This is a genomic window from Streptosporangium sp. NPDC000563, from assembly GCF_040299985.1.
GTDB lineage: Bacteria > Actinomycetota > Actinomycetes > Streptosporangiales > Streptosporangiaceae > Streptosporangium.
The window spans coordinates 154,839-177,341 of the sequence record NZ_JBEPDA010000001.1 but is presented as its reverse complement, the minus strand read 5'-3'; the positions used below and the strand labels follow the sequence as shown (position 1 = coordinate 177,341).

Genomic DNA, 22,503 nt, shown 5'->3' with positions numbered 1-22,503 from the left:
TGCGCCGACGATTCCACCCCGGGCCGGTGTGGATCCACCGGGATCGTCCCGGGTCGGCCAGGCTTCGGCCCCGCCTCGGGTCGGCTTCGGGGCGGTCCGGATCTCGGAACGACGGTGACCGGACGGCGGGACCCGTCGGTTTCATCTCGAAACGACGGTGACCGGACGGCCGAACCTGTCGGTTTCATCTCGAAACGACGGTGACCGGATGTCCCGACCCGCCGGTTTCATGGACGGGGGATGTTGCGCAGGTTCGCCTTCGCCATGTCGATCATGCGTCCCACCCCGCCGTTGAGCACGATCTTGCTCGCGGCGAGGGCGAACCCCTTCACCTGCGCTCCGCTGACGCTCGGCGGCATGGCGAGCACGTCCGGGTCGGTGACCACATCCAGCAGGAAGGGGCCGGGGGTCGAGAAGGCCGTGGCGAGGGCCTCCGGTACGTCCGAGGGATTCTCCACCCGCAACGCCCCGATCCCGGCCGCACCGGCGATCGCCGCGTAGTCGACGGGGGCGTGGTCGGTGCCGAAGTCGGGCATCCCCTCCACCATCATCTCCAGCTTCACCATGCCGAGCGAGGAGTTGTTGAACACCACCGTCTTCACCGGCAGATCGTGCTGCCGGACGGTGAGAAGCTCCCCGAGGAGCATGGCGAGTCCGCCGTCCCCGGAGAGCGAGACGACCTGGCGGCGCCGGTCCGCGAACTGGGCGCCGACGGCCTGCGGGAGCGCGTTGGCCATGCTCCCGTGCACGAACGAGCCGATCACGCGGCGGTGCCCGTTGGGGCTGAGGTAACGGGCGGCCCAGACGCAGCACATCCCGGTGTCCACGGTGAACACGGCGTCGTCCGCGGCCAGTTCGTCGATCAGGTTCGCGACGTACTCGGGGTGGATCGGCAGGTGGTGCTCGATGTCGTGGGTGTACGCCTCCACGACGTTCTCCAGCACCTTCAGGTGCTTGCGCAGCGTCCTGTCGAGATGGCGGCGGTCCGTCTTCTGGGTGACATGGGGCAGCACCGCGCGGATCGTCGCGCCGACGTCGCCGTGCACGGCCAGCTCCAGCGGGGTCCTGCGGCCCAGCCGCCCCGCGTCGTGGTCGATCTGGATCGTCCGCGCGCCCGGCAGGAAGTCGTCGTACGGGAAGTCGGTCCCGGCCAGCACCACCAGATCGGCGTCGTGCATCGCCTCGTGGCAGGCGCCGTACCCGAGCAGCCCGCTCATCCCCACGTCGTACGGGTTGTCGTACTGGATCCACTCCTTGCCGCGCAGCGCGTGCCCGACCGGTGCCAGGACGCGTCCGGCCAGCGCCATGACCTCGTCGCGGGCGTGACGTGTCCCAGCGCCGCAGAACAGCATCACCTTCTCGGCGCGGTTCAGCGCCGCCGCCAGCTCGGCCACCTGGTCGGCGGGGGGTACGACCGTGCCGGTCGTGGTCAGAAAGTCGTGCTCGCCGGTGGGGTGGGCGGCGGACAGCTCCGCCACGTCACCGGGAAGCACCACGACGGAGACGCCACCGAGGCCGATCGCCTGCTGGACGGCGGTGCGCAGCACCCGGGGCATCTGCTCGGGAGTGCTGATCATGTCGCAGAAGTGGCTGCACTCCACGAACAGTCGTTCGGGGTGGGTCTCCTGGAAGAAGCCCGTGCCGATCTGCGCGGCGGGGATGTGCGAGGCGATCGCGAGCACCGGGGCACCGCTGCGGTGGGCGTCGTAGAGGCCCTGGAGCAGGTGGGTGTTGCCGGGCCCGCAACTGCCCGCGCAGACCGCGAGGCGCCCGGTGACCTGTGCTTCGGCCGAGGCGGCGAACGCCCCGGCCTCCTCGTTCTGCACGTGGATCCACTCGATGTCACCGGCCTTCCTGATGGCGTCGACCACCGGGTTGAGGCTGTCGCCCACCACCCCGTAGATCCGTTCCACCCCGGCCTGGCGGAGAACCTCGATGAACTGCTCGGCGACGGTCGCCATGGTGCCCCCTCATGTCCGGCGTCACCGGGGTACCTCACCGTATTTCGCCGGATCACTCAGGATCGCCCGGGAAGAGTCAGGGCGGCGCGTGTCGAGGGGACTTGTGTCTCACGGCCCATCATCGTTCATATATCGAACAAAAGTTCTTTATACGTACAGAGTGTAGCCGGAGGGATAGGTTCTCCAGAGAAGACGGCCAGGTCCGGCCGGATGCCTGTCACTTTCCGTGTCAACCTACTTACCATGCGGACGAGGTGACCGCTCTCGGAAGGGGCCAGATGACCGGGCAGAACTCGGCGACCGCGTCCGACTACGTCTTCGACAACGACGGGGACCACTCGTCCGACCAGCACCACTACCTCGCCCGGCTTCTCGACCCGCTCACGTTCGAGCGTCTCGCCCTGACCGGTGTCGGGCCCGGCTGGAGGTGCCTGGAGGTCGGGGCGGGCGGTGGCAGCGTGGCCCTCTGGCTGGCCGAACGGGTGACGCCGGGTGGACACGTGCTGGCGACCGACATCAAGCCCGGCCTGATCCCGTCCAGACCGGGGCTGACCGTGGCCCGTCACGACATCGTCGTCGACCCGCTGCCACAGGACGCGTTCGACCTGATCCACGCCCGGCTCGTGCTCAGCCACCTGCCGCAGCGCCGCCAGGTCCTGAGGCGCCTGCGCGCCGCGCTGCGGCCCGGCGGCCGGCTGCAGCTCGACGAGATCGACATCACCCGCTGGGTGGCGCCCCCAGCCTCCGGCGGGCGCGAAGGGGAGGTGTACGGGATCTACGTCACGGCCATGGCCCGGGTCCTGGGTGCGGCGGGTAGCGATCCGACCTGGGGGAGTGTGGCCGCGCGGGACATCGCGGCGGCGGGCCTGGTCGACATCGACCAGGTGCGCTGGACCGAGGTGTGGGAGCGCGGGTCCGCCGGGCTCGGCCTCCTGATCAGCAACAGCCACCATCTGGAGGAGCACCTGATGGCGGCGGGGATGACCTCGGGGCAGCTCAGGGAGGTCCGGGAGGTCATGTCGGCTCCGGGCTTCAGCGCCCCCTCCTTCGAGATCCACTCGATCCTCGCCCGCAGGGCCGACGACTGAGCACTCCGCGAGGGAGCGGAAGGGCGCCGGCACCGCCCCGGGAGACGACGGATCCGGTGTCGAGCACTCCGCAGGGGAACGGAGGGACCGGCACCGCCCCGGGAGACGACGGATCCGGTGTCGCCACTGCGCGAGGGAGCGGAGGGGCTCGGCGCCTGACCGGCGGTCCATCGGCGGATGGTGACGAAACCGTCTCGATCAGTGGTGACGGCGGAGAGTGCTCACTCGCGGTCCGCACCCGGTGTGAGCTGGGCGATCGCCAGAAACCCACTTCTTATTGATAAAAAACCGCCCTACCCACCCTGAACATTGATATTCAATCTTCGCTCTGGTGACTTGAAGCGTGATAAGTCCCATGGGCATAGTGTGTCGAATCACACACGCACCAGTCGCGGCGTGCGACCGCGGGGCCCGTTCGGCCTGCGGGCGCCGGCCAGGCGCAGGAACCGCGGATTGGAAAGTCCGAATGAGCAACCCCCCTCCGATTCGCTCGAAGATCCTCGCGATCCTGTTCCTTCCCATCCTCTCGTTGATCGTCCTGTGGGGATTCGTCGCCTACTCGACCGTCGCGCAGGTCGCCGGCATCGCCCAGACCCAGAGCCGCTGGGAGGTGATCGGAGAGCCGATCCGGCGGTTGATCTTCGAGATCCAGCGGGAGCGTCAGATCTCCGCCGAGCTGGCCGGTGCCACCGCCCAGAACGAGGCCCTCTCCGAGCAGCGGCGAATCACGAACGTCCAACTGGACCGGGTACGCCAGGCGGTCGCGTCCGCCGAGGCGTACGAGCCCGACAACGCCCCGACGGACATCCGGGCGTTGATCGCGGCGATGGAAGGGCTCAGCCAGGTCCGTACCCTCACCGACCGCGGTGCGCTCAGCCCCGTCCAGGTGACCGACGGCTACAACGAGTTCGTCGGCGCCGCCAACCGGCAGATCGGTGACGCCACCGCGATCGCGGACCTGGAGGCATTCCGTAACGTCCGCGGCATGGGCGCCTACAGCACCACCGCCGAGTTCGCGAGCAGGGAGCACGCCGTCCTCACCGCGGCGCTGAAGCGCGGCGCGATGACGCCCGCGGAACACGCGGCCTTCGTCTCGGCGATGACCAGCCGGAGAAACTACCTGGTCTACGCGGAGCGGGACATGAGCCCGGACCTGAAAGCGGATCACGAGGCCTTCCTGCAGAGCCCCGCCTACCAGCGGTTCACCGCGGGCGAGGACAGGATCTTCTCGTGGAACCTCGCCGGTAAGCCCCCGCTGGACGCCGCCGAGTGGAAGCGTGACGCCGAGGCCGTTCTGGTCGCTGTCAACAAGCAGAGCGTGCGGGAGTTCGCCCGCTCGGCGACCAGGGGCGAGGCGCTCAGGAACGACACCTACCTGCGGATCGGGCTGATCCTGGGACTGGGCCTGCTCGCGATCGTCGTCTCGATCCTCGCCTCCTACCGGTTCGGCCGCTCCCTGGTCGCCGAGCTGAAGCGGCTCCAGGCGTCCGCCGTGGAACTGGCCGAGGAGCGGTTGCCCCGGCTGGTGGAGCGGCTGCGCAGGGGCGACGACGTGAACCCGGCGATCGAGGCCCCCGAGCTCGCCCCCGCGAGGACCGCCGAGGTCGACCGCGTCGTGCACGCGTTCTCCGCCGTGCGACGCACCGCGGTGGAGGCCGCGGTCGGCCAGGCGACGCTCCGCAAGGGTGTCGGCCTGGTCTTCCTGAACCTCGCCTGGCGCAACCAGGCGCTGCTGCACCGCCAGCTCACGCTCCTCGACACGATGGAGCGCCGCGTCGAAGAACCGGAGATCCTGGAGGATCTCTTCAAGCTCGACCACCTGACCACCCGCATGCGGAGGCACGCGGAGAACCTGATCATCCTGTCCGACGCGGCTCCGTCCCGCAGGTGGCGCGACCCGGTGCCCATCTTCGACGTGGTGCGCAGCGCCATCCTGGAGGTCGAGGACTACACCCGCGTCACCGTGCTCCCCATGCCGCACGCGCCGCTGCTGGTCGGCGCCGCGGTCACCGACGTGATCCACCTGATCGCCGAGCTGGTGGAGAACGCCACCACCTTCTCGCCGCCGAACACCGCGGTCCACGTGCGGAGCATGGCCGCGGCGAACGGCTTCGCGCTGGAGGTCGAGGACCGCGGCCTGGGACTGAGCCAGGCCAACCTCGACGAGCTCAACGCCAAGCTCGCCGACCCGCCGGAGTTCGACCTGGCGGACAGCGACAGGCTCGGCCTGTTCGTCGTGGCGAGGCTCGCCGCCCGGCACGGGATCAAGGTCGTACTGCGCCCCTCGCCGTACGACGGCACCACCGCGATCGTGTTGCTGCCGCAGAGCCTGCTCGCCACCTGCGAGTCGCTCGCCGTCGAGACCATGCCGAACCGGGCGCGTCAGGACGGCGCGCACCCGGGCGGACCGGCGCGGGCGCTGAGCGCGGCATCGGAAGACTGGCCCAGGGCGCTCTCCGGCGCCCAGGACCACGGGGTGACCCACACTCCCGAGACCACGTCGAGTTGGTTCCCCACCGAGGACCACGAGGCGGCCCGCGCTCCCGAGACCACGTCGAGCTGGTTCCCCACCCAGGAGCGGCGCGAGGCTCCCGATGCCCCCGCCCCGATACCCGTGCGGCGGGCCGTCTTCATCCCGGACACCGACGACGACCTGGACGGGCTGCCGATGCGGGTACGGCAGGCTAATCTTGCCCCCCAGCTCCGCCAGACACGCTCCCCCGAACCGTGCGACACCACCGCGCGAACCCCCGAGGAGCTCTCACACCTCATGTCCTCCATGCAGCGAGGCTGGCAGCAGGGCCGCAGCCATGCGGAGCAGGAAACGGACGTGTGGAAGCGAAAGGACGGCCACTCCGATGCCCGACCCCAGATCTGAACTGAGCTGGTTGCTCGACGACCTGACCCAGCGGGTCACCGGTATCCGGCACGCCATCGTGCTGTCCGCCGACGGCCTGGCGATGGGCGGCTCCCGAGGGTTGACCCGGGAGGACGCCGAACACCTGTCCGCCATCTCGGCGGGAAGCCACAGCCTCGCGCTGGGCGCGGGGCGGCACTTCGGCCTCGGAGGCGTACGGCAGACCATCATCGAGATGGAGGGGGGTTTCCTGTTCGTCACCGCGGCGGGACAGGGAGCCAGGCTGGCCGTACTCGCCGCGGGCGACGCCGAACTGGGCATGGTGACCTACGAGATGGCGCTGCTGGTCAAGCGCGTCGGTGAGCACCTGTCCGCTCAGCCGAGGGGAGCCGCCCCAGCGCCCGCTTGGAACGGTACGAGGACGTGATGGGGGAGGATCCCGGGCCTCTGGTCAGGCTCTTCGGGGTGACCGGAGGCAGGGCGCGCCCGGTCGGGGAGAGCTTCGACCTGGTGGCCATCGTCACGACCGTCGAGATGCCCTTCGAGCCGGTCGGGCTGATGCCCGAACATCTCAACGTGCTGCACGCGTGCCGTCGGCCCACCACCGTGGCCGACGTCGCCGCGCATCTCAAACTGCCACTCAACATCACCCGCGTACTCCTCAGCGAGCTGCGACGCGAGGGCCTGGTCACCATCGACAAGCCCCGGCCGATGGGGAAGACGATCGACGAACGCATCTACAGGGAAGTGCTGCATGGAATACGCGGCCTCTGAGCCGGGCATGCCCCCGGGCGACACCCCCGCGATGGCCATCAAGATCCTTGTCGCCGGTGGTTTCGGGGTCGGCAAGACGACCATGGTCGGCACGATCAGCGAGATCAGGCCTCTGCACACCGAGGAACTGCTGAGCGAGCGCGGCATCCACGTGGACGACACCGCGGGCGTGGAGTCAAAGATCACCACGACCGTCGCGCTGGACTTCGGCCGGATCACCATCCGCGACGGGCTCTGGCTCTACCTGTTCGGCACCCCGGGCCAGGACAGGTTCTGGTTCATGTGGGACGAGCTGTCCGTCGGCGCCCTCGGCGCGGTCGTCCTCGCCGACACCCGCCGCCTGCAGGACTGTTTCCCCGCCGTGGACTACTTCGAGCAGCGCGGGCTCCCGTTCGTCGTCGCGGTCAACTGCTTCGACGGCGCGCGCCGGCACGACCCGATCAAGGTACGGCGGGCACTGGGCCTGGACGGCGTGGCACCGATCATCCTCTGTGACGTGCGCAGACGCGACTCGGTCAAGGAGGTGCTGACCACGCTGGTCACCTACGCGGCGGGAGGCGCCTTCCAGGCGGCCCACGCGGGCGCCTGAGTCCGATCGCACCCGCGTGAACCTCCCCTGACCGTGCCGCCGAGCGTACGATCGCGGCGTACCGGAGTACGGGCTCGACCAACGCCGCCACCGGAGGGCCGCCCCTGTGAACACGGAGAACACGAGCATGGAGGTCACGGGGACAGGGACGGGGACGGGGGGCCCGGAGAAGGCGGGCGCGGGTGCGAAGGCCGGCCTCACCGGGGGCGGGCTGCTCAGTGGGCTGGGAACGGGGAGCCTGGGGAGCCCGGCGGAGGCGTTCAACGTGGTCCGCGCCGACGAGCTGGAGGGCAGGGTCGCCCTCGTCACCGGCGGCGGCAACGGCATCGGCGCGGGAGTGGCCCGGCGGCTGGCCGAGGGCGGTGCCCGCGTCGTCCTCGCCGACATCGACGACGTCGCGGGCGGCAGGCTCGCGGACGAGCTGGGAGCGACGTACGTCCACTGCGACGTGTCCCGGCTGGAGGACAACGAGGCGGCGGTGGCGACCGCGGTCGAGCGGTACGGCAGGCTCGACCTCGCCTTCCTCAACGCGGGCATCGCCTCGGGCTGCGGCCTGGGGGAGGACTTCGACATCCGGCGCTACCGCCTCGCGATGGGTGTGAACCTCGACGGCGTCGTCTTCGGGGCGCACGCCGCGATCCCCGCCCTGCGGGCGTCGGGCGGCGGCACGATCGTGGCGACCGCGAGCATGGCGGGCATCGTCGGCATCCCCTCCGACCCCGTCTACGCCGCCAACAAGCACGCCGTCGTCGGACTCGTCCGCTCGCTCGGCGAAGACCTCCGGCCGCACGGCATCAGGGTGCAGGCGCTCTGCCCGTCCTTCGCCGACACCGCGATCCTCGGTGAGAGCAAGGCGGTGCTGGAGGGACTCGGCTTCCCGATCCTCGACGTCTCGTCCGTCGTCGACACCTTCTTCCGGCTGCTCGACAGCGAAGGCACCGGCGAGTGCTGGTTCGTCGTCCCCGGCCGCGAGAGCCAGCCATTCGCCTTCCGCCGGGCCCCGGGACCGCGGACCTGACCTGAACTGACCGGCCGGGGCCGGCGGGTCGCGTGGCCGGGCTTGGGCAGGCCGGGCCGACGACGGGCGTGTCGGCGGCGCGGCCATGGTGTGGATACGGCGTGGCCATGGCGTTCTCGGTGTCGGCGTGGAGAGGGGCGGACGGGGCGATCCCTCGCCCGCAGGGCCGCGACACGCTCACCGGCCACGATCTCCCTCACGCCGATGATGACCGAACGTAAGATCGCGAACGTGAAGAGTAGCTTCAGGGTGATCTCGGACAGGGAAACGGCCTCCGGCAGGCTCCGCCGCGTCCTGCTGCTGACCGGGCAGTTGAGAGTCGGTGGCACCGAGAAGCAGATCTTCCTCCTGGCCACGGGTCTGGTTCGCGGCGGCGTGGAGGTCGACGTGGTCACCTTGCACTCGGGAGGACCCTACGGTGACGCGCTCGAACGGGCCGGCATCCCCGTGCACAACGCCGGGTTCACGGCGTTGTCGATGGGAATCACCGCCCTTCCCCGCAACCTGCTCGCGGCGGTACGCCTCGTCAGGCTGGTGCGGCGACTCAGGCCGGACGTGTTGCACGCCTTCCTCTACCACGCCTATGTGATCGGCGCGCCGATCGCCTGGCTGGCCAGGGTTCCCGTCATCGTGGCGGGACGGCGCAGCCTGAGCGTCTTCAAACGGCTCCCGTACGGGAGCCACACGCTGGAGCGCCCCGCCGTCCGGTTGACGCGGCACGTGGTGGCCAACGCCGTGGCCGTGGCGGAGGACGCCAGAAGGGTGGAGAGGCTCGCCCCTGAGAAGATCAGCGTGATCTACAACGGGCTGCCCGAGTCGGCCTTCCTGCCCGCCGCGCCCGCGTCGATCGCGACCGACCTGCCGGTCGTGTGCTGCGTCGCCAACCTGCTGACGTACAAGGGCCACCGCTACCTCATCGAGGCGATGGCGCTGCTGGCGGAGCGGGGTACGCCGTGCACGCTGGTGCTCGCGGGAGAGGGACCTGAGCGCGACGCCCTGACACCCCAGGCGGAGAGGCTGGGGGTGGACCTGCGCCTCCTGGGCCTTCGCAGGGACGTCGAGGCCCTGATGCACCGGGCGTCGGTGGTGGTGCTCGCCTCACTCCAGGAGGGGATGAGCAACGCGGTCATGGAGGCGATGGCGGCGGGCAGGCCGATCGTCGCCACCGAGGTGGGCGGTACCCGCGAGCTGCTGAACGGGCGCGGGCTGCTGGTCCCCCCGCAAGATCCCGGGGCGCTGGCCGACGCCCTGGAGCGTGTGCTGGGCGACCCTGGTTTGGGAGCGTCTCTCGGCGGCGCGGCCCGCGCCTGGGCGCTGGACAACCTCCGCGTGGATTCCATGATCGACCGGCATCTGACGCTGTACCGGCGCCTTCTGGGGGAGCGATGTGCGCGATAGCCGGTGCCCTCTGCCCGGACGGGGTGGACCCGGACACGGTCCGCGACATGTGCGAGACGCTCGCGCACCGCGGCCCCGACGGCGGTGGCCTGCACACGGAGCACTCGGTCGTGCTCGGCACGCGCCGCCTCGCCGTCGTCGACGTGTCCGGTGGCGACCAGCCCGTCTACAGCGAGGACGGCCGCGTCGTCGCGGTGTTCAACGGCGAGATCTACAACTTCGCCGAGCTGCGGGCCGAGTTGCTGGCCAAGGGACACCGCCTCGCCGCGAACGGCGACTCCGAGTGCCTGGTCCACCTGTACGAGGAACACGGCGACGCCCTCGTTCACCGCCTGCGCGGCATGTTCGCCTTCGCCCTGTGGGACGGTCGCAGGCGGAGGTTGCTGCTCGCCCGTGACCGGGTCGGCAAGAAGCCGCTCTACTGGGAGACGAGGTCGGGCTCGCTGCGGTTCGCCTCCGAACTGAAGGCGCTGATCCGTGACCCGGGCCGGCGCGGCGAGATCGATCCGGTCGCCCTGCACCACTATCTGACGTTGCAGTACGTACCCGCCCCCTGGTCGATCTTCGAGGGGATCGGCAAGCTCCCGCCGGGCTCGACCCTGGTGTGGCAGGAAGGCCGGGTGCGCGTCGACCGCTACTGGCGGCTGGACGCCACCCCCCGTCCGGTGGCCGCCGTCGAGGAGGAGGCCGAACGGCTCCGCGAGCTGCTGCTGGAGGCGACCCGGCTGCGGATGACCGGCGAGCGCCCGATCGGAGCCTTCCTGTCGGGGGGAGTGGACTCCTCCGCGGTCGTCGCGGCGATGGCGCGGCAGTCCTCGCGGCCGGTCCGCACCTTCTGCGTCGGCTTCGAGGAGGCCGCCTTCGACGAGCGCGCGCACGCCGGGGAGGTGTCCGCCCTGTATGGCACCGACCACTCCGAGCTCGTCGTCTCCGGCGCTCCGCTGGATGTGTTTCCCACCCTGGCCTGGCACTTCGACGAGCCGTTCGCCGACTCCTCGGCGATTCCCAGCCTCCTCGTGGCTCAGTTGAGCGGCCGGGAGGTGACGGTGGTGCTCACCGGGGACGGCGGGGACGAGTCCTTCGGCGGCTACCGCCGTTACGCGCTGCTGCGGTGGATCTCCCGGCTGCGACTGCCGTCGGCGACGTCACCGCTGCTGGGCGCGGCGGGCAGGAGCGTGCGGGCTCTGTCGCGCCCGGGATCGATGCTCCACAAGGCGGGGTGGGGCATGGAGCTGGCCGGGTTGCCGACGAGTGGCGGATACGCGCGCCTGATGTCCTATTTCACCGAGGAACAGAAGTGGCAGGTCTACACCCCGTGGCAGCGTGGCCTGGTGGCGGGCGTCCACAGCGGCGACATCATCGAGCGGGCCTTCGAGGAGTCCTCGGCGGGCTGCGATCTCACCCGGGTCATGGACGTCGACGTCAACACCTATCTGCCCGGTGACCTGCTGGTGAAGACCGACATCAGCACGATGGCCTACTCGCTTGAGGCGCGTTCCCCCTTCCTGGACCACGTCCTGATGGAATGGGCCGCGGGCCTGCCGGGGGAGCTGAAGGTCCGTGGCGGTACGACGAAGTACCTCCTCAAGCACGCCCTCGCCGGCTGGTTGCCCGCCCACCTGCTGAGGCGCCCGAAGATGGGGTTCGGGGTGCCGCTCGCCTCCTGGCTCAGGAGCGGGCTGCGTCCCCTCGCCCACGACCTGCTCACCGACGCCACCGCCCGGGACCGGGGGATCTTCGATCCGGAGGTCGTCGCCCGCCTGCTCGCCGAGCACGCCGCAGGGCAGGACCACTCGAAGCGCATCTGGGCCCTGCTGCAGTTCGAGCTCTGGCACCGAACCCACCTGCCGGAACAACCCGCCGTACAACCGGTCGCACGATCGACCGAACAGTCCGTCGTGCAACCGGTTGGGCAGCCGGTCACGCGATTGACTGAGGAACTCGTCGCACGACCCGCCGCAGAACCGGTCGCACGATCGGCCGAACAACCCGCCGTACAACCGGCCGAGGACCGTTGTCGGCGACCCCGGCTCACATGAGTGCCCCGGTCACGACGAGGCGCGGCGGAGACGCGACCGCCACCCGCCTGGCCCACCTGCTCCTCACCCACCTCACGCTCACCGTCGCCGGAGGGCTCACCAGCGTGATCGTGGCCCGCGCCCTGGGGCCGGGGGACCGTGGCGCCTACTGGGTGATCGTCACCCTCGCGACCACAGCGGCGGCGATGGGAAACCTGTCGGTGGAGAAGTCGCAGACGGCACTGTGGACGCGGGAGGAGAATCGGCCCGCGATCGCGGCGAACGCCCCGTGGCTGGGGCTCGCCGCGGGCGCGGTGGCTGCGGGGATCGCCTTCCTCACGGTCGCGCCCCTGCCAGGCGTCGGTGCCGACCGTTCCACGCTGGTCTGGGGGCTGGCCGCGGTACCCGTCATGATGACGATCGTCTACGTCAACAATGTGCACGTCCTGCGCGCCCGCACCGGGGTCGTCAACCGGGGCTCGCTGGCCGGAGCCGCCCTGCAGTGCTTCGCCCTGGCGGCCCTGGGATTTCCCGGACGGCTCACCGTCGAGGGAGTGGTGATCGTCTGGGCCCTTTCCTGCGTGGTGAACCTGCTGCTCCTGCTGCCGTCCCTGCCCGTACGCCGACCGCGAGAGGGGCGGCTGGTCGCCCGTACGCTCTCGTGCGGGCTGCGCTACCACCCGGGTTACGTCTGTCATTTCCTGCTGCTGCGGCTCGACGTCCTCATCCTGAACGCGATGAGCACGCCCGCCTCGGTGGGGATCTACTCCATGGCGGTGACGCCGGCCGAACTCCTGCGGGCGATGACCGGCGCGGTGGTTCAGGTCGCACTGCCCCGGCAGATGGAGTCGAGCCGGGAGACGGCCGCCGCGTACACGGCGCGGACGATCCGGATCACCGCCGTCCTCGCCGCCTCGTCACTCGTCCTCCTCTGCCTGACGGGGCCGTTCCTGGTGGTCGCCGCGGCCGGTCCGGCCTTCGCCGGGTGCGTCGTCCCGATGCTGGTGCTCGCACCGGGCGTGGCCGCCGCCGCGACCGCGGCCCCGGCCGCGGCCTACCTGCTCCGCCTCGACCTGCCGCTCGCCACCTCGCTGATGTACGGCGCGGCGCTGTCGGCGAACCTCGTGCTGAACGTCCTGCTCATCCCCGAAGCGGGTGCCGCGGGGTGCGCCCTGGCGTCCACGATCGCCTACACGGCCCTCGCCGCGACCCAGCTGGGCTGGTTCGCGCGATCGGCGGGACTGCCCCTGCGGCTGCTGGTCCCGGGTGCCGTCGAGGTGCGCGAGATCGCCCGCCGGCTCCGCGGACTCCTGCGCGTCCGCTGATCCACCCGATCGGGGGCGACCCGCCTGGTCAGGCTGATTCGGTGGATATGGCCGACCCGACCGATACGGCTGATCGGGCTGGTCCGGCCGGCCGGGCTGGTTCGGCCGGTCGCCCGAGCAGATACTCGTTGCAGCCGAGCCCGCCTCCGCACGTCTTGAGGAGCAGGAGGCTGAGATCGTGCGCGCGGGCACGGGCGAGGACCTGCTCGGGTTTGGAGACCTCGAACGGGTAGCCGCCCACCCAGTCGAGCATGTCGTGCCGTCGCGACATGCCCCGTGGCGGAGGGACCGTGGGATCGGCCCGGCCACGGAGCAGCCGCGCGGCCTTGATCAGGGGCCAGGCCCGGTAGACGTACGCCGCGCTCCCGGCGACCAGGGCGGCGCGGGTCACCGGCCCCGACCGGTTGTAGCGCCGCTTCACGGCGGTCCAGACCCGGCTCTGCCTGCCCTGGTCGTTGTAGAGCGAGACGAACAGCAGCCCGCCGGGGGCGACGAGCCCGACGGTGGCGTCGAAGGCCCGCCACATCGCCCCGGTGTGATGCAACACCCCCCAGGAGTAGACCACGTCGAAGGTCCCCAACCCCGCGAGGTAACCGTCGTCCAGAATCGATGCCCGCTCGATCGTCCAGGAGGCGCCGACCACTTCCCGTTCGGTCATCCGGGAGGCGTCGATGTTTCCCCACTCGACAGTCCGGGGGACGTCGGCCGCCCTCCGTTCGGCCGTCCGAGGGGCGTCGGTCGCTCCCCGCTCGACCGACAGGGAGACGTCGGGAGCGAAGACGTGCCGTAGCCGTACGGCGGACTCCACCGCCTCGGCGTCGGAGTCGAAGGAGTGCACGCGGGCCCCGAGGCGATGCGCGGCGAGCGAGAACAGGCCGCTGCCGCAGCCCACGTCGAGGAAGGTGCGCCCGGCGAGATCCTCGACCTCCAGGGTCGCCCGCAGCGAGTCGATCGCGCGCTGGACGCGACTCTCGTCGACAAGATCGACGAAGGACTTCCAGTTGCGGCCGAAGGCGAACCTCTCACCCCGCCTGACCTGCAGAAGGATCTCGTCCACCATCGCCTCCTGCCCCATGCCGCACGAGGACTTCCCGAACGACGATCCGTAACCTATCGCAGTCGATCGGTCACACTGAGAAGACATTCCGGGATGGCGGTAACAGTGACGCCACGTCATACGTTCGCGCGATAAATGTCATGACAAGCTCATGACGTGGTCGCACTGCCCGATGAGCGCGGCGGCTGTTGAGATCGACGCATGTCCTCGACACCGGTTATCGACGTTGAACGTCTGAATCTCGCCTACGGCGACTTCCACGCAGTGAAGGACCTCTCCCTCCAGGTGCGGCAGGGAGAGCTCTACGCGCTGCTCGGCACGAACGGGGCGGGGAAGACCTCGACCCTGGAGACCGTCGAAGGCCACCGCAGGGCCACCTCGGGCACCGTGCGGGTCTTCGGGCAGAGCCCGAACGACAGGAGCGCGGTACGGCCCAGGATGGGCATCATGCTGCAGGAAAGCGGCTTCTCCCCGGACCTGACGGTGCGGGAGTCGGTCCGGCTGATCGGGAAGCTCACCCGGCGTACGGACACGGTCGACCGCGTCCTCGGCGTCGTGAACCTCACCCGCAAGGCCGACACCAAGGTGGCCCAGCTCTCCGGCGGCGAGAAGCGACGCCTGGACTTCGCCACCGCCGTGTACGGAACGCCTGAGCTGATCTTCCTGGACGAGCCCACCACCGGCCTGGACATCCAGTCCAGGGACGACCTGTGGAAGACCGTCGGCCGGCTGCGCGAAGACGGCGCCACCATCGTTCTCACCACGCACTACCTGGAGGAGGCGCAGCAGTACGCGGACCGCATCGGCCTCATGCACCAGGGCACCCTTCAGCGGGAGGGGACCGTCTCCGAACTGACGCGTACCCTCCCCTCCACCATCCGCTTCTCCCTGCCGGGCACCCTCCCCGAGGCGCCGCTCCCGCTGCAGGCCGCCCGCGACGCCGAAGGCACGTTCCTGATCGAGACCTTCGGCCTGCAGAAGGACCTGCACACCCTGCTCCGCTGGGCGCAGGACCACTCGGTGGAACTGCGGGACCTCCAGGCCGGATCGACCCGGCTCGACGACGTCTTCCGCGCCCTCGGCAGCGAGTAGACCTCCGTCCCCTCAAGCGCGTGGACCCCCGAGCCCTCAGCAAACCCCCGAACCCTCAAAGGAAAGAAGCTTCGCCATGCTCTCGATCGCTCGCAGCGAGCTGATCCAGATCTTCAGGAACCGGCTGGTCCTGGTCACCAGTCTCGTCATGCCCATGGTGGTCAGCGGGTTCTTCATCTACCAGCACGAGGGCTTCGCCGCCATCGGCAGCCTCGGATACATCGCGGCGATCACGATGTTCACCGTGGGGGCGTTCGGGCTCTACACCACGGTGGTGACGACCCTCGCCTCACGTCGGCAGAATCTCTTCCTCAAGCGGCTCCGCTCCACCGCGGCGAGCGACAGTGAGATCATCTCCGGGCTGATCCTCCCGGTCGCCGTCATCGCGCTCGTCCAGGTGGCCGTGATCATGGCCGTTCTGGCCGCGGTCACGGGCCGGCCGGACAACGTCCTCCTCCTGGTGGCGGCCGTCCTCTCGATGCTGGTCATGATGCTCGGCCTGGGACTGGCCACGGCGGGAGTGACGAACTCCCCCGAACACGCCCAGGTGACCACGCTGCCCGTCAGTCTCGGCGCCATCGCCGTGGCCAGCTGGGTGGGAATCACCGGCACCGCGGAACTCGCCCTGCTCAAACGGCTGCTCCCCGGCGGCTCGGCCACCGAACTCGCCGTCAACGCCTGGAACGGCGGCGTTCCCTTCACCGACTCCCTGCTCCTCCTCGGGCCCACCCTGGGCTGGGTGATCGTCGCCGTCGTGCTCGCCTCCCGGATCTTCCGCTGGGAGCCGCGCCGATGACGCCCCTCGACGTCGCCGACCGTAGGGGAGTGCCTCGTGTGCTCCTGCCTCGGCGGCGGGACGCGAAGGGCTGTCGTGACGTTTCCGCAGGTCAATCCATTTAATCCATGAAACGGTGTCACCGGTGGTGCCCCGGAGCGAGAGGAATGCCGGGGCGGACTCCGCTGTTCGACCCTGGAGAGCCGTTCCTGCGGGACCACCGCGCGATGCCGCCGGCTGTGGACACGGCCGACGCGTACGACCTGCGGCTGTGTACGACCCGCGGCCCAGCGGCCCGACCGCGAGGACCGACCGTCCGGCGACCAGGTGAGGATCAGTGAGCCCGACACACGCGGTGCCCCAGGCGACCGAGTCCACGCGAGGGCGGCTGCGCAGGCTCAACCTCACCCTGTTCCTCCCGCTGCTCATCGGCGTCGGGGTGCTGACGGTGGTGAAGGACGCCCGGACCTGGGGGGAGGCCCTCGTCCTGAGCGCGGGCGTGGTGGCGGCCCTGGTGGTCTTCGTACGGTGGGCGGCGGGCGACGTCCTGCGCGTCGCGATCCCCTGCCTGATCGTCACCGCCGCCGTGTGGCCCTTCTCCGTGTTCGTGGTCGGCGGCGGCATGGCGTTCTACGGCATCTCGATCGTGGCCTCCCACGTCATCCCCCAACTGCCGCGCCACCGGGTCGCGGCGGCCCTGGGAGTGGTCGCCTACGTCGCCGCGGTGGGGGCGACAAGGCTGCTGATCACCCAGGAGGTCGACTCCTCCGCCCTGATCGAGTACCTCGTCTTTCCCACGGGAGGCACGGCCGCGGTCATCGGTCTCATGTTCCCCAACAAGCGGTTCTACGGCCTCGTCGAGGAGCTGGAGGAGGCGCGAGAGCGCGAAGCGGAGCTGGCCGTCATCCGCGAACGCGTCCGGTTCGCCAGCGACCTGCACGACATCCAGGGCCACACCCTGCACGTGGTGAAGCTCAAGATCGCGCTGGCGCAGAGACTCGTCCGCAGCGACGCCGAACGGGCCGAGCAGGAGCTACGCGAGGTGCACGCCCTGGTCAGCGACACCATCAACCAGACCAAGGAGCTCGCCTACGCCCAGCGGCGGCTCAACCTCTCCGCGGAGCTGGAGAACGCGAAGAACCTCTTCGAGGCCGCGGGCATCCACGTACGCGTCGACCGCGAGGCCGAGGTCGACGCCCGCGCGGGCGAACTGCTCGGCCTGGTCCTGCGGGAGACGACGACCAACATCCTGCGGCACGCCCAGGCCAGGCAGGTGCGCGTCACCCTCTCGGAGTCGGGCATCGTCATCGTGAACGACGGCGTCCCGGACGCCCCGCTTCCCCCGCTCCGAGGGCTCGCCACCCTCAGGGAACGGGTGGCGACGAACGGGGGCGAGCTGACCGTGGAGCAGAAGGACGGACGTTTCCTCACAGCCGCGACTTTCCTCCACGGCCCCTCGAACGCCACTCCCTGACCTGTGGAAGGAGAATCGACGACCTGTGAAAATCGACGACCTGTGGAAGGAGAATCGACCGACATGACCACCGTGGTGCTCGCCGACGACGAGGCCCTCCTCCGCAAGGCGCTGGCCGCTTTGCTCCCCCTCGAAGGCGACATCACCGTACTCGCCGAAGCGGAGGACGGGGAGACGGCCGTCCAGGCCACCCTGCGACACCGGCCCGACGTGCTCGTCATCGATCTGGAGATGCCCGGCGTGGACGGCCTCGGCGCGGTCGCGGAGATCCGCCGTACCCGGCCCGACCAGGTGATCCTCATGCTCACCCGCCACGCCAGACCCGGCGTGCTGCGCAGGGCACTCAGGCTCGGCGTCCAGGGCTTCGTCAGCAAGTCTGCCGAACCGGCACACATCGTCTCGGTCATCACCACCCTGCACGAGGGCAGGCGGTGGATCGACCCGGACGTCTCCGCCCTCGCCGTGATCGACGACTGCCCGCTCACCGACCGCGAGCTCGACGTCCTGCGAGCGACCGGCGAAGGCTACTCGGCCGCCGACATCGCCACCCGGCTCCACCTGGCCGAGGGCACGGTCCGCAACTACCTCTCGAACGCGATGCAGAAGACCCAGACCCGCACCCGCCACGAAGCGGCCAGATACGCCCGCGAACACGACTGGCTGTAACCGCCCGAGGCCGGTGAAGAGGAAGGCCCCTCGATGTCATGGCGCCTGCCGGACGTCTCTCGTCTCGGCGTCACCGCGGGCCGCGTCGGCATCCGGGCGACAGTGCCCGGCCGGCCCACAGGGGAGGCGGCCTCCGAGTCGACCATGGGAACACCGGCGGGGCCGAGAGTGAGCTCGAACCTGGTCGAGCAGGCTGCTCGGCGTACGAAACCGGCCGCGGGATTCGGGCCGGGATATCAGGCTGCCGCGCGTTCGCCGACGGGGCGGCGGCGCAGGGCCGCGGTCTGCAGGGCGGGCGGCAGGTAGTCCTGGTCGAGGGCGCCGACGTCGGTGCCGGGCGGGACGATCTCGTCGATCCGATCCAGGACGTCGTCACCGAGCCGGACGTCGATGCCGGCGAGGAGGTCGTCGAGGTGGGCCATCGTGCGAGGGCCGGCGATGGCGCTGGTGACACCCGGGTGGGCGATGGTGAATGCCATGGCGAGGTGGGTCAGGGGCATGCCCGCCTCCTCGGCGACGGGGATGAGTCGTTCGACGACGTCGATGCGGCGCTCGTCGTTGAGGTGCCTGAAGAAGCCCGCGCGGCTCAGGTCGTTCTCCCCGTTCTTGCGCACGCGGCCGGTGAGCATGCCCTGACCGAGCGGACCCCAGACCATGACGCCCATGCCGTATCTCTGCGCGACGGGCAGGACCTCGCGCTCGATGCCGCGGTTGAGCAGGGAGTAGGGCGGCTGCTCGGTCCGGAATCGCTCCAGGTTCCGGCGCTCGGCGACCCACTGCGCCTCGACGATGTCGGAGGCCGGGGTGGTGGAGGAGCCGATCGCGCGGATCTTGCCGCTGCGGATCAGGTCGGTGAGCGCGGAGAGGGTCTCCTCGACATCGGTCGTGGGGTCGAGGCGGTGGATCTGGTAGACGTCGATGTGGTCCGTCCGCAGCCGTCGCAGCGAGTTCTCGACGGCGGTCGTGATCCAGCGCCGGGAGGTGCCCCGCTGGTTGGGGTCCTCGCCCATCGGATTGCCGAACTTGGTCGCGAGGACGACGCTGTCACGGCGTCCCTTGAGGGCCCTGCCCACCACTTCCTCCGAGTCGCCGTAGGCGTCGGCGGTGTCGATGAAGTTGATGCCGACGTCCAGAGCCTTGTGAATGATGCGTGCCGACTCCTCAGGCTCGTTGCCCATGCGCGTGGCGTACATGAGGGTGCCCAGTGCGTAGGGACTGACCTTGATGCCGGTGCGCCCCAGGGGACGGTACTGCATGGGGTTTCTCCTCGGGGTGTGGTGGAGCGTGCGCGGGGTGCTCTACGCTCCATCTAAGCGGAAAAGCTTTCCGGAACTATACGGAAAGCTTTTCCGGTTACGCAACCGGAGGGATCTCATGACCGAGAAGACAGGGCCGTCCCGCCGCATGCGCGCGGACGCGCAGCGCAACGTCGACGCCCTGATCGAGGCGGCGAAGACGGTCTTCGACACGACCGGTGTCGATGCACCCGCGAAAGAGATCACCGACCTGGCCGGACTCGGCGTCGGAACTCTCTACCGGCACTTCCCGCTGCGCTCGGACCTGGTCAAGGCGGTCGTGGAAAGCGGGATCGACGCCGTCGCCGCGGCAGGACCCGAGCTCAGCGCCGCCCACGAGCCCGCGGAAGCGCTCGCCCGGTGGCTGCGCCGGTACGCCGAACTCCTGGGGACCAAACGAGGACTGGCCCCCGCCCTCCACTCCGGCGACCCGGCCTACGAGACCCTCTCCGGCTACTTCATCGACAAGGCAGGCCCCGTTCTCACGGCACTGCTCGACGCCGCCGTGGCCGACGGGTCGGTGCGCGACGACGTCAGCGCCCGGGACCTCCTGTACGCCGTCGCCAATCTGTGCATGCCCGTACCCGGCGAAGGCCACGACCACAACTGGCGGATGGTTGCGCTGCTCATCGACGGGCTGCGCACCCCGCACCGGCGTGTCTCCTCCGACTCGTCGCGCTGACCGGACGGAGGTTGTAAGAAACTTGGTCGCTGTTTGTCCGGCTTGGGAGTGATGTAGAAGGGTGCGGCCTCAACTGCCGGCCGCATTCTGTCAGGAGTTCTAAGCGGCAGATGCGGTCTGGTGCTTTTGATCGTTCAGGGCGGTTTTGCTGTATTCAGCCGTCCTTGTTATTCGATGGCATGTAAACCCCGAGGACTGAAAGCAGGGTGGCAACGATGCCCCCAGTTGTGTGCCGACCTCGATCTCGGCGTGGCGATCATCGCGGGGCGCATCAACGTAGGCGCGTGCATGCAGGAGTGCTGCAGACAGAGGACTGATTTCGTCTTAAACTTACGGCGTAGGTCCTGTGTCAGCAGTTGGAGTGCATGTAGGGTGAGATCGTGTTGATCAGATTCGGAGCCACGAACCATCGCTCCATCCGAGGGCCAGTCGATCTTTCAATGGTCGCAATCGATCGAGATCGCGAAGAAGCGCGCCCCGTACCGCTGCTCGGAGAGAGCCTTCTACCAATTGCGGCGATATATGGACCAAATGCCTCTGGAAAGTCAAACGTCGTAGCAGCGCTCTCCTGGTTGTGTGATGCGGTCAGTTTTTCTTTTCGTTTTTGGGAGGACGAAATACCGGTTGAGCCATTCGCCTTTGGTGATGGTCGCGCACTTGCGAGTGAGTTCAGCGTCGAAGTCATAATCGATGGCGTTCGTTTTGAGTATGTACTTGAGTTGGACCGCGAACATGTGATCTATGAAGGCTTGTTTCACTATCCAGAGAAAAAGCGCAGGAGAATATTTGAGCGAGAAGAGTTGGAGCTGAAGCTGCAAAGAGGGCTTGGCGGTCTGTCCGGCACTCGCGAACTTATCACGCACAGGACTCTGGCACTTTCGATCGCGCGACGTTTTGATGAACCGCTGGTGTCGGAATTCACGCGAGAGCTTCTAGGCATACAGAACCTTGGTCACATGCCCAGGCGTAGCAAGTCTCGCCTCCCGGCGGGAGCGTATCGAAACCCAAGTCATCGCTCAACAATTCGCTGGTTCGAAGAGGAGGGCAACCAACTGACCCTTTTCGATGACAACGAACTTGGCGGGAGATTTATCGGAGTTCGCCAACAAGCATTGGCGCTGTTGCGTCTGGCCGACCTTGGCATCGAAGACGTGGTCATCGATCGCCGAGAGGTCATCTATTCCGACTCGGAGGTGCGTACTCAACGCAGGGTGCGACTTCTACATAAGACCACAGAGGAGAGCGTCCCGTTTGATTTAGATGTCGAGTCAGAGGGTACGAGAACATGGTTCGCTCTGATCGGCCCAGTTCTGACTGCCCTGCGGCAGGGTTCGGTCGTCCTGTTCGACGAGCTGGACGCGAGCCTGCACCCAACCTTGTCAGCGGAATTGCTACGGATCTTCCGTAGTCCGGTGACCAATCCACGCGGTGCTCAATTGATCTTTACGTCTCACGACACCAGTCTTCTGAATCACCTCAATCGAGACGAAGTCTGGCTGACCGAAAAGCAAGCCGACGGCTCCACCCGCCTCGGCGCATTGGCTGATTTTTCCGGAGAGCGTGTGCGCAAATCGCAGAACCTTGAGAATGCTTATCTTCACGGCAGGTTCGGCGCGCTACCCCAAGTGGACCAGACTGCCCTGCTGCGCGCTCTTGGATTAATCGGCTGATGATTTCGAGTAGGCGCCAAAGGGGCGGAAAATCACTGAGAAGGACCGCTGAAAAGCGGCCTGAGCTCCGCACGATAATGGTCTTCTGTGAAGGGCAGAACTCTGAACCCGATTACATAAACGGCCTGAAGAGGCTTCCACACATAGCCGAAAACACCGCGCTGAGCATAGAGATCCATCCCGAACAGGGCGTGCCTCTTACTTTGGTCAAGAAGGCCATGGCGTACAAGAGCGATCCTGAAATCGATGAATGTTGGTGCCTTTTTGATGTGGAGTGGCCCCAAAATCACCCGAACCTGCCGCAGGCAATAGATCTCGCGAGGTCGAACGGGATAAACCTTGCGATATCAAACCCGTGTTTCGAGCTGTGGCTGATCTTGCACTACAGCAACTGCAGTGCATTTATGGACACGAATTCCGCAGACAGTCGATCCCGTTCGCTGGACGGCCGATCAGGAAAGAGGATCGACCCCGAAGTCTATATGCCTCTAAGAAAGAAGGCGGCCGAGCACGCCAAGCGCCTCGATGCACGGCACGCGCAAAATGGCACATCTTTTCCACATGACAACCCATCCTCTGGGATGTATAAATTTCTGCGGAGCCTTGAAGGTGAATAGTGTCGAGGTGCTTCTGTAATTAACGGGCCAGTTGACTGGGCTGGACTGATGGAGGGCGAGCAGACGATCGCCCGCTGCGCTGGTTTCACCGACCACGTATCCGTTGAGAGGGAGACGCGTGATGATATTCACGAGGTCTTCGTGGCC

The 22,503-nt window shown here is 68.4% G+C and carries 19 protein-coding genes; 16 read left to right on the top strand and 3 right to left on the bottom strand.

Features of this window, described 5'->3' with window-relative positions; all coding sequences use genetic code 11:
• Positions 1-227 precede the first annotated feature (227 nt).
• Positions 228-1,961, bottom strand: a complete 1,734-nt coding sequence (locus tag ABT352_RS00865) for a pyruvate dehydrogenase (protein ID WP_350941476.1) — start codon at positions 1,959-1,961, stop codon at positions 228-230.
• 278 nt (positions 1,962-2,239) lie between these two features.
• On the opposite strand from ABT352_RS00865, the gene ABT352_RS00860 reads away from it, so the two are divergent.
• From ABT352_RS00860 to ABT352_RS00820, 9 genes are all read left to right on the top strand, one after another.
• A complete protein-coding gene (locus ABT352_RS00860; RefSeq protein ID WP_350941474.1) occupies positions 2,240-3,049 on the top strand; it encodes a class I SAM-dependent methyltransferase in 810 nt (269 codons plus the stop codon).
• A gap of 466 nt (positions 3,050-3,515) precedes the next feature.
• Entirely contained in the window at positions 3,516-5,927 is a 2,412-nt protein-coding gene (locus tag ABT352_RS00855) for a sensor histidine kinase (RefSeq protein WP_350941472.1), read from the top strand.
• Positions 5,908-6,333: a roadblock/LC7 domain-containing protein gene (locus ABT352_RS00850; protein WP_350941470.1), complete on the top strand. Its 426-nt coding sequence runs from the start codon at positions 5,908-5,910 to the stop codon at positions 6,331-6,333. Before ABT352_RS00855 ends, ABT352_RS00850 begins: the two co-directional genes overlap by 20 nt.
• Positions 6,333-6,680, top strand: coding sequence for a DUF742 domain-containing protein (locus ABT352_RS00845; protein ID WP_350941469.1), 348 nt, complete (start codon positions 6,333-6,335; stop codon positions 6,678-6,680). The genes ABT352_RS00850 and ABT352_RS00845 overlap by 1 nt, the downstream gene beginning before the upstream one ends.
• Complete coding sequence (locus tag ABT352_RS00840) at positions 6,661-7,269, top strand: GTP-binding protein (protein WP_350941467.1); 609 nt, start codon at positions 6,661-6,663, stop codon at positions 7,267-7,269. Before ABT352_RS00845 ends, ABT352_RS00840 begins: the two co-directional genes overlap by 20 nt.
• Positions 7,270-7,396: 127 nt before the next feature.
• A complete protein-coding gene (locus ABT352_RS00835) occupies positions 7,397-8,287 on the top strand; it encodes an SDR family oxidoreductase (RefSeq protein ID WP_350941466.1) in 891 nt (296 codons plus the stop codon).
• A 231-nt stretch (positions 8,288-8,518) separates the two neighbouring features.
• The gene (locus ABT352_RS00830) at positions 8,519-9,685 is read left to right on the top strand and encodes a glycosyltransferase (protein ID WP_350941465.1); all 1,167 of its coding nucleotides are present in this window, start codon (positions 8,519-8,521) and stop codon (positions 9,683-9,685) included.
• Positions 9,673-11,724 (top strand): asparagine synthase (glutamine-hydrolyzing), encoded by a 2,052-nt coding sequence (asnB, locus tag ABT352_RS00825; RefSeq protein WP_350941463.1) that lies wholly within the window; start codon positions 9,673-9,675, stop codon positions 11,722-11,724. The genes ABT352_RS00830 and asnB overlap by 13 nt, the downstream gene beginning before the upstream one ends.
• Entirely contained in the window at positions 11,721-13,028 is a 1,308-nt protein-coding gene (locus tag ABT352_RS00820; protein WP_350941462.1) for a lipopolysaccharide biosynthesis protein, read from the top strand. The genes asnB and ABT352_RS00820 overlap by 4 nt, the downstream gene beginning before the upstream one ends.
• Before the next feature lie 28 nt (positions 13,029-13,056).
• Here ABT352_RS00820 and ABT352_RS00815 read toward each other — a convergent pair whose 3' ends face one another.
• Positions 13,057-14,085: a class I SAM-dependent methyltransferase gene (locus tag ABT352_RS00815; protein ID WP_350941461.1), complete on the bottom strand. Its 1,029-nt coding sequence runs from the start codon at positions 14,083-14,085 to the stop codon at positions 13,057-13,059.
• Between the two features lie 201 nt (positions 14,086-14,286).
• Between ABT352_RS00815 and ABT352_RS00810 the strand changes: the two genes are divergently transcribed.
• From ABT352_RS00810 to ABT352_RS00795, 4 genes are all read left to right on the top strand, one after another.
• Positions 14,287-15,177, top strand: a complete 891-nt coding sequence (locus ABT352_RS00810; RefSeq protein WP_350941459.1) for an ABC transporter ATP-binding protein — start codon at positions 14,287-14,289, stop codon at positions 15,175-15,177.
• A gap of 76 nt (positions 15,178-15,253) precedes the next feature.
• Entirely contained in the window at positions 15,254-15,973 is a 720-nt protein-coding gene (locus ABT352_RS00805) for an ABC transporter permease (RefSeq protein ID WP_350941457.1), read from the top strand.
• A gap of 316 nt (positions 15,974-16,289) precedes the next feature.
• A complete protein-coding gene (locus tag ABT352_RS00800) occupies positions 16,290-17,426 on the top strand; it encodes a sensor histidine kinase (RefSeq protein ID WP_350941455.1) in 1,137 nt (378 codons plus the stop codon).
• A 63-nt stretch (positions 17,427-17,489) separates the two neighbouring features.
• Complete coding sequence (locus ABT352_RS00795; RefSeq protein WP_350941454.1) at positions 17,490-18,092, top strand: response regulator; 603 nt, start codon at positions 17,490-17,492, stop codon at positions 18,090-18,092.
• Positions 18,093-18,328: 236 nt separating this feature from the next.
• Here ABT352_RS00795 and ABT352_RS00790 read toward each other — a convergent pair whose 3' ends face one another.
• On the bottom strand, positions 18,329-19,348 hold the full coding sequence (locus ABT352_RS00790; RefSeq protein ID WP_350941452.1) for an aldo/keto reductase: 1,020 nt from the start codon (positions 19,346-19,348) through the stop codon (positions 18,329-18,331).
• A gap of 118 nt (positions 19,349-19,466) precedes the next feature.
• Between ABT352_RS00790 and ABT352_RS00785 the strand changes: the two genes are divergently transcribed.
• From ABT352_RS00785 to ABT352_RS00775, 3 genes are all read left to right on the top strand, one after another.
• Entirely contained in the window at positions 19,467-20,069 is a 603-nt protein-coding gene (locus ABT352_RS00785; protein WP_350941451.1) for a TetR/AcrR family transcriptional regulator, read from the top strand.
• Positions 20,070-20,449: 380 nt separating this feature from the next.
• Positions 20,450-21,739, top strand: coding sequence for an AAA family ATPase (locus ABT352_RS00780; RefSeq protein ID WP_350941449.1), 1,290 nt, complete (start codon positions 20,450-20,452; stop codon positions 21,737-21,739).
• Positions 21,739-22,356 carry an RloB family protein gene (locus ABT352_RS00775; protein WP_350941447.1) on the top strand — a complete coding sequence of 206 codons (618 nt, stop codon included), beginning with the start codon at positions 21,739-21,741 and terminating at the stop codon, positions 22,354-22,356. Before ABT352_RS00780 ends, ABT352_RS00775 begins: the two co-directional genes overlap by 1 nt.
• Positions 22,357-22,503: the final 147 nt, after the last annotated feature.

Bases quoted from the DNA above. Each gene is read 5' to 3' on its own strand.
- ABT352_RS00865 (WP_350941476.1), bottom strand. From the start codon at position 1,961: ATGGCGACCGTCGCCGAGCAGTTCATCGAGGTTCTCCGCCAGGCCGGG.
- ABT352_RS00860 (WP_350941474.1), top strand. From the start codon at position 2,240: ATGACCGGGCAGAACTCGGCGACCGCGTCCGACTACGTCTTCGACAAC.
- ABT352_RS00855 (WP_350941472.1), top strand. From the start codon at position 3,516: ATGAGCAACCCCCCTCCGATTCGCTCGAAGATCCTCGCGATCCTGTTC.
- ABT352_RS00850 (WP_350941470.1), top strand. From the start codon at position 5,908: ATGCCCGACCCCAGATCTGAACTGAGCTGGTTGCTCGACGACCTGACC.
- ABT352_RS00845 (WP_350941469.1), top strand. From the start codon at position 6,333: ATGGGGGAGGATCCCGGGCCTCTGGTCAGGCTCTTCGGGGTGACCGGA.
- ABT352_RS00840 (WP_350941467.1), top strand. From the start codon at position 6,661: ATGGAATACGCGGCCTCTGAGCCGGGCATGCCCCCGGGCGACACCCCC.
- ABT352_RS00835 (WP_350941466.1), top strand. From the start codon at position 7,397: ATGGAGGTCACGGGGACAGGGACGGGGACGGGGGGCCCGGAGAAGGCG.
- asnB (WP_350941463.1), top strand. From the start codon at position 9,673: ATGTGCGCGATAGCCGGTGCCCTCTGCCCGGACGGGGTGGACCCGGAC.
- ABT352_RS00820 (WP_350941462.1), top strand. From the start codon at position 11,721: ATGAGTGCCCCGGTCACGACGAGGCGCGGCGGAGACGCGACCGCCACC.
- ABT352_RS00810 (WP_350941459.1), top strand. From the start codon at position 14,287: ATGTCCTCGACACCGGTTATCGACGTTGAACGTCTGAATCTCGCCTAC.
- ABT352_RS00805 (WP_350941457.1), top strand. From the start codon at position 15,254: ATGCTCTCGATCGCTCGCAGCGAGCTGATCCAGATCTTCAGGAACCGG.
- ABT352_RS00795 (WP_350941454.1), top strand. From the start codon at position 17,490: ATGACCACCGTGGTGCTCGCCGACGACGAGGCCCTCCTCCGCAAGGCG.
- ABT352_RS00790 (WP_350941452.1), bottom strand. From the start codon at position 19,348: ATGCAGTACCGTCCCCTGGGGCGCACCGGCATCAAGGTCAGTCCCTAC.
- ABT352_RS00785 (WP_350941451.1), top strand. From the start codon at position 19,467: ATGACCGAGAAGACAGGGCCGTCCCGCCGCATGCGCGCGGACGCGCAG.
- ABT352_RS00775 (WP_350941447.1), top strand. From the start codon at position 21,739: ATGATTTCGAGTAGGCGCCAAAGGGGCGGAAAATCACTGAGAAGGACC.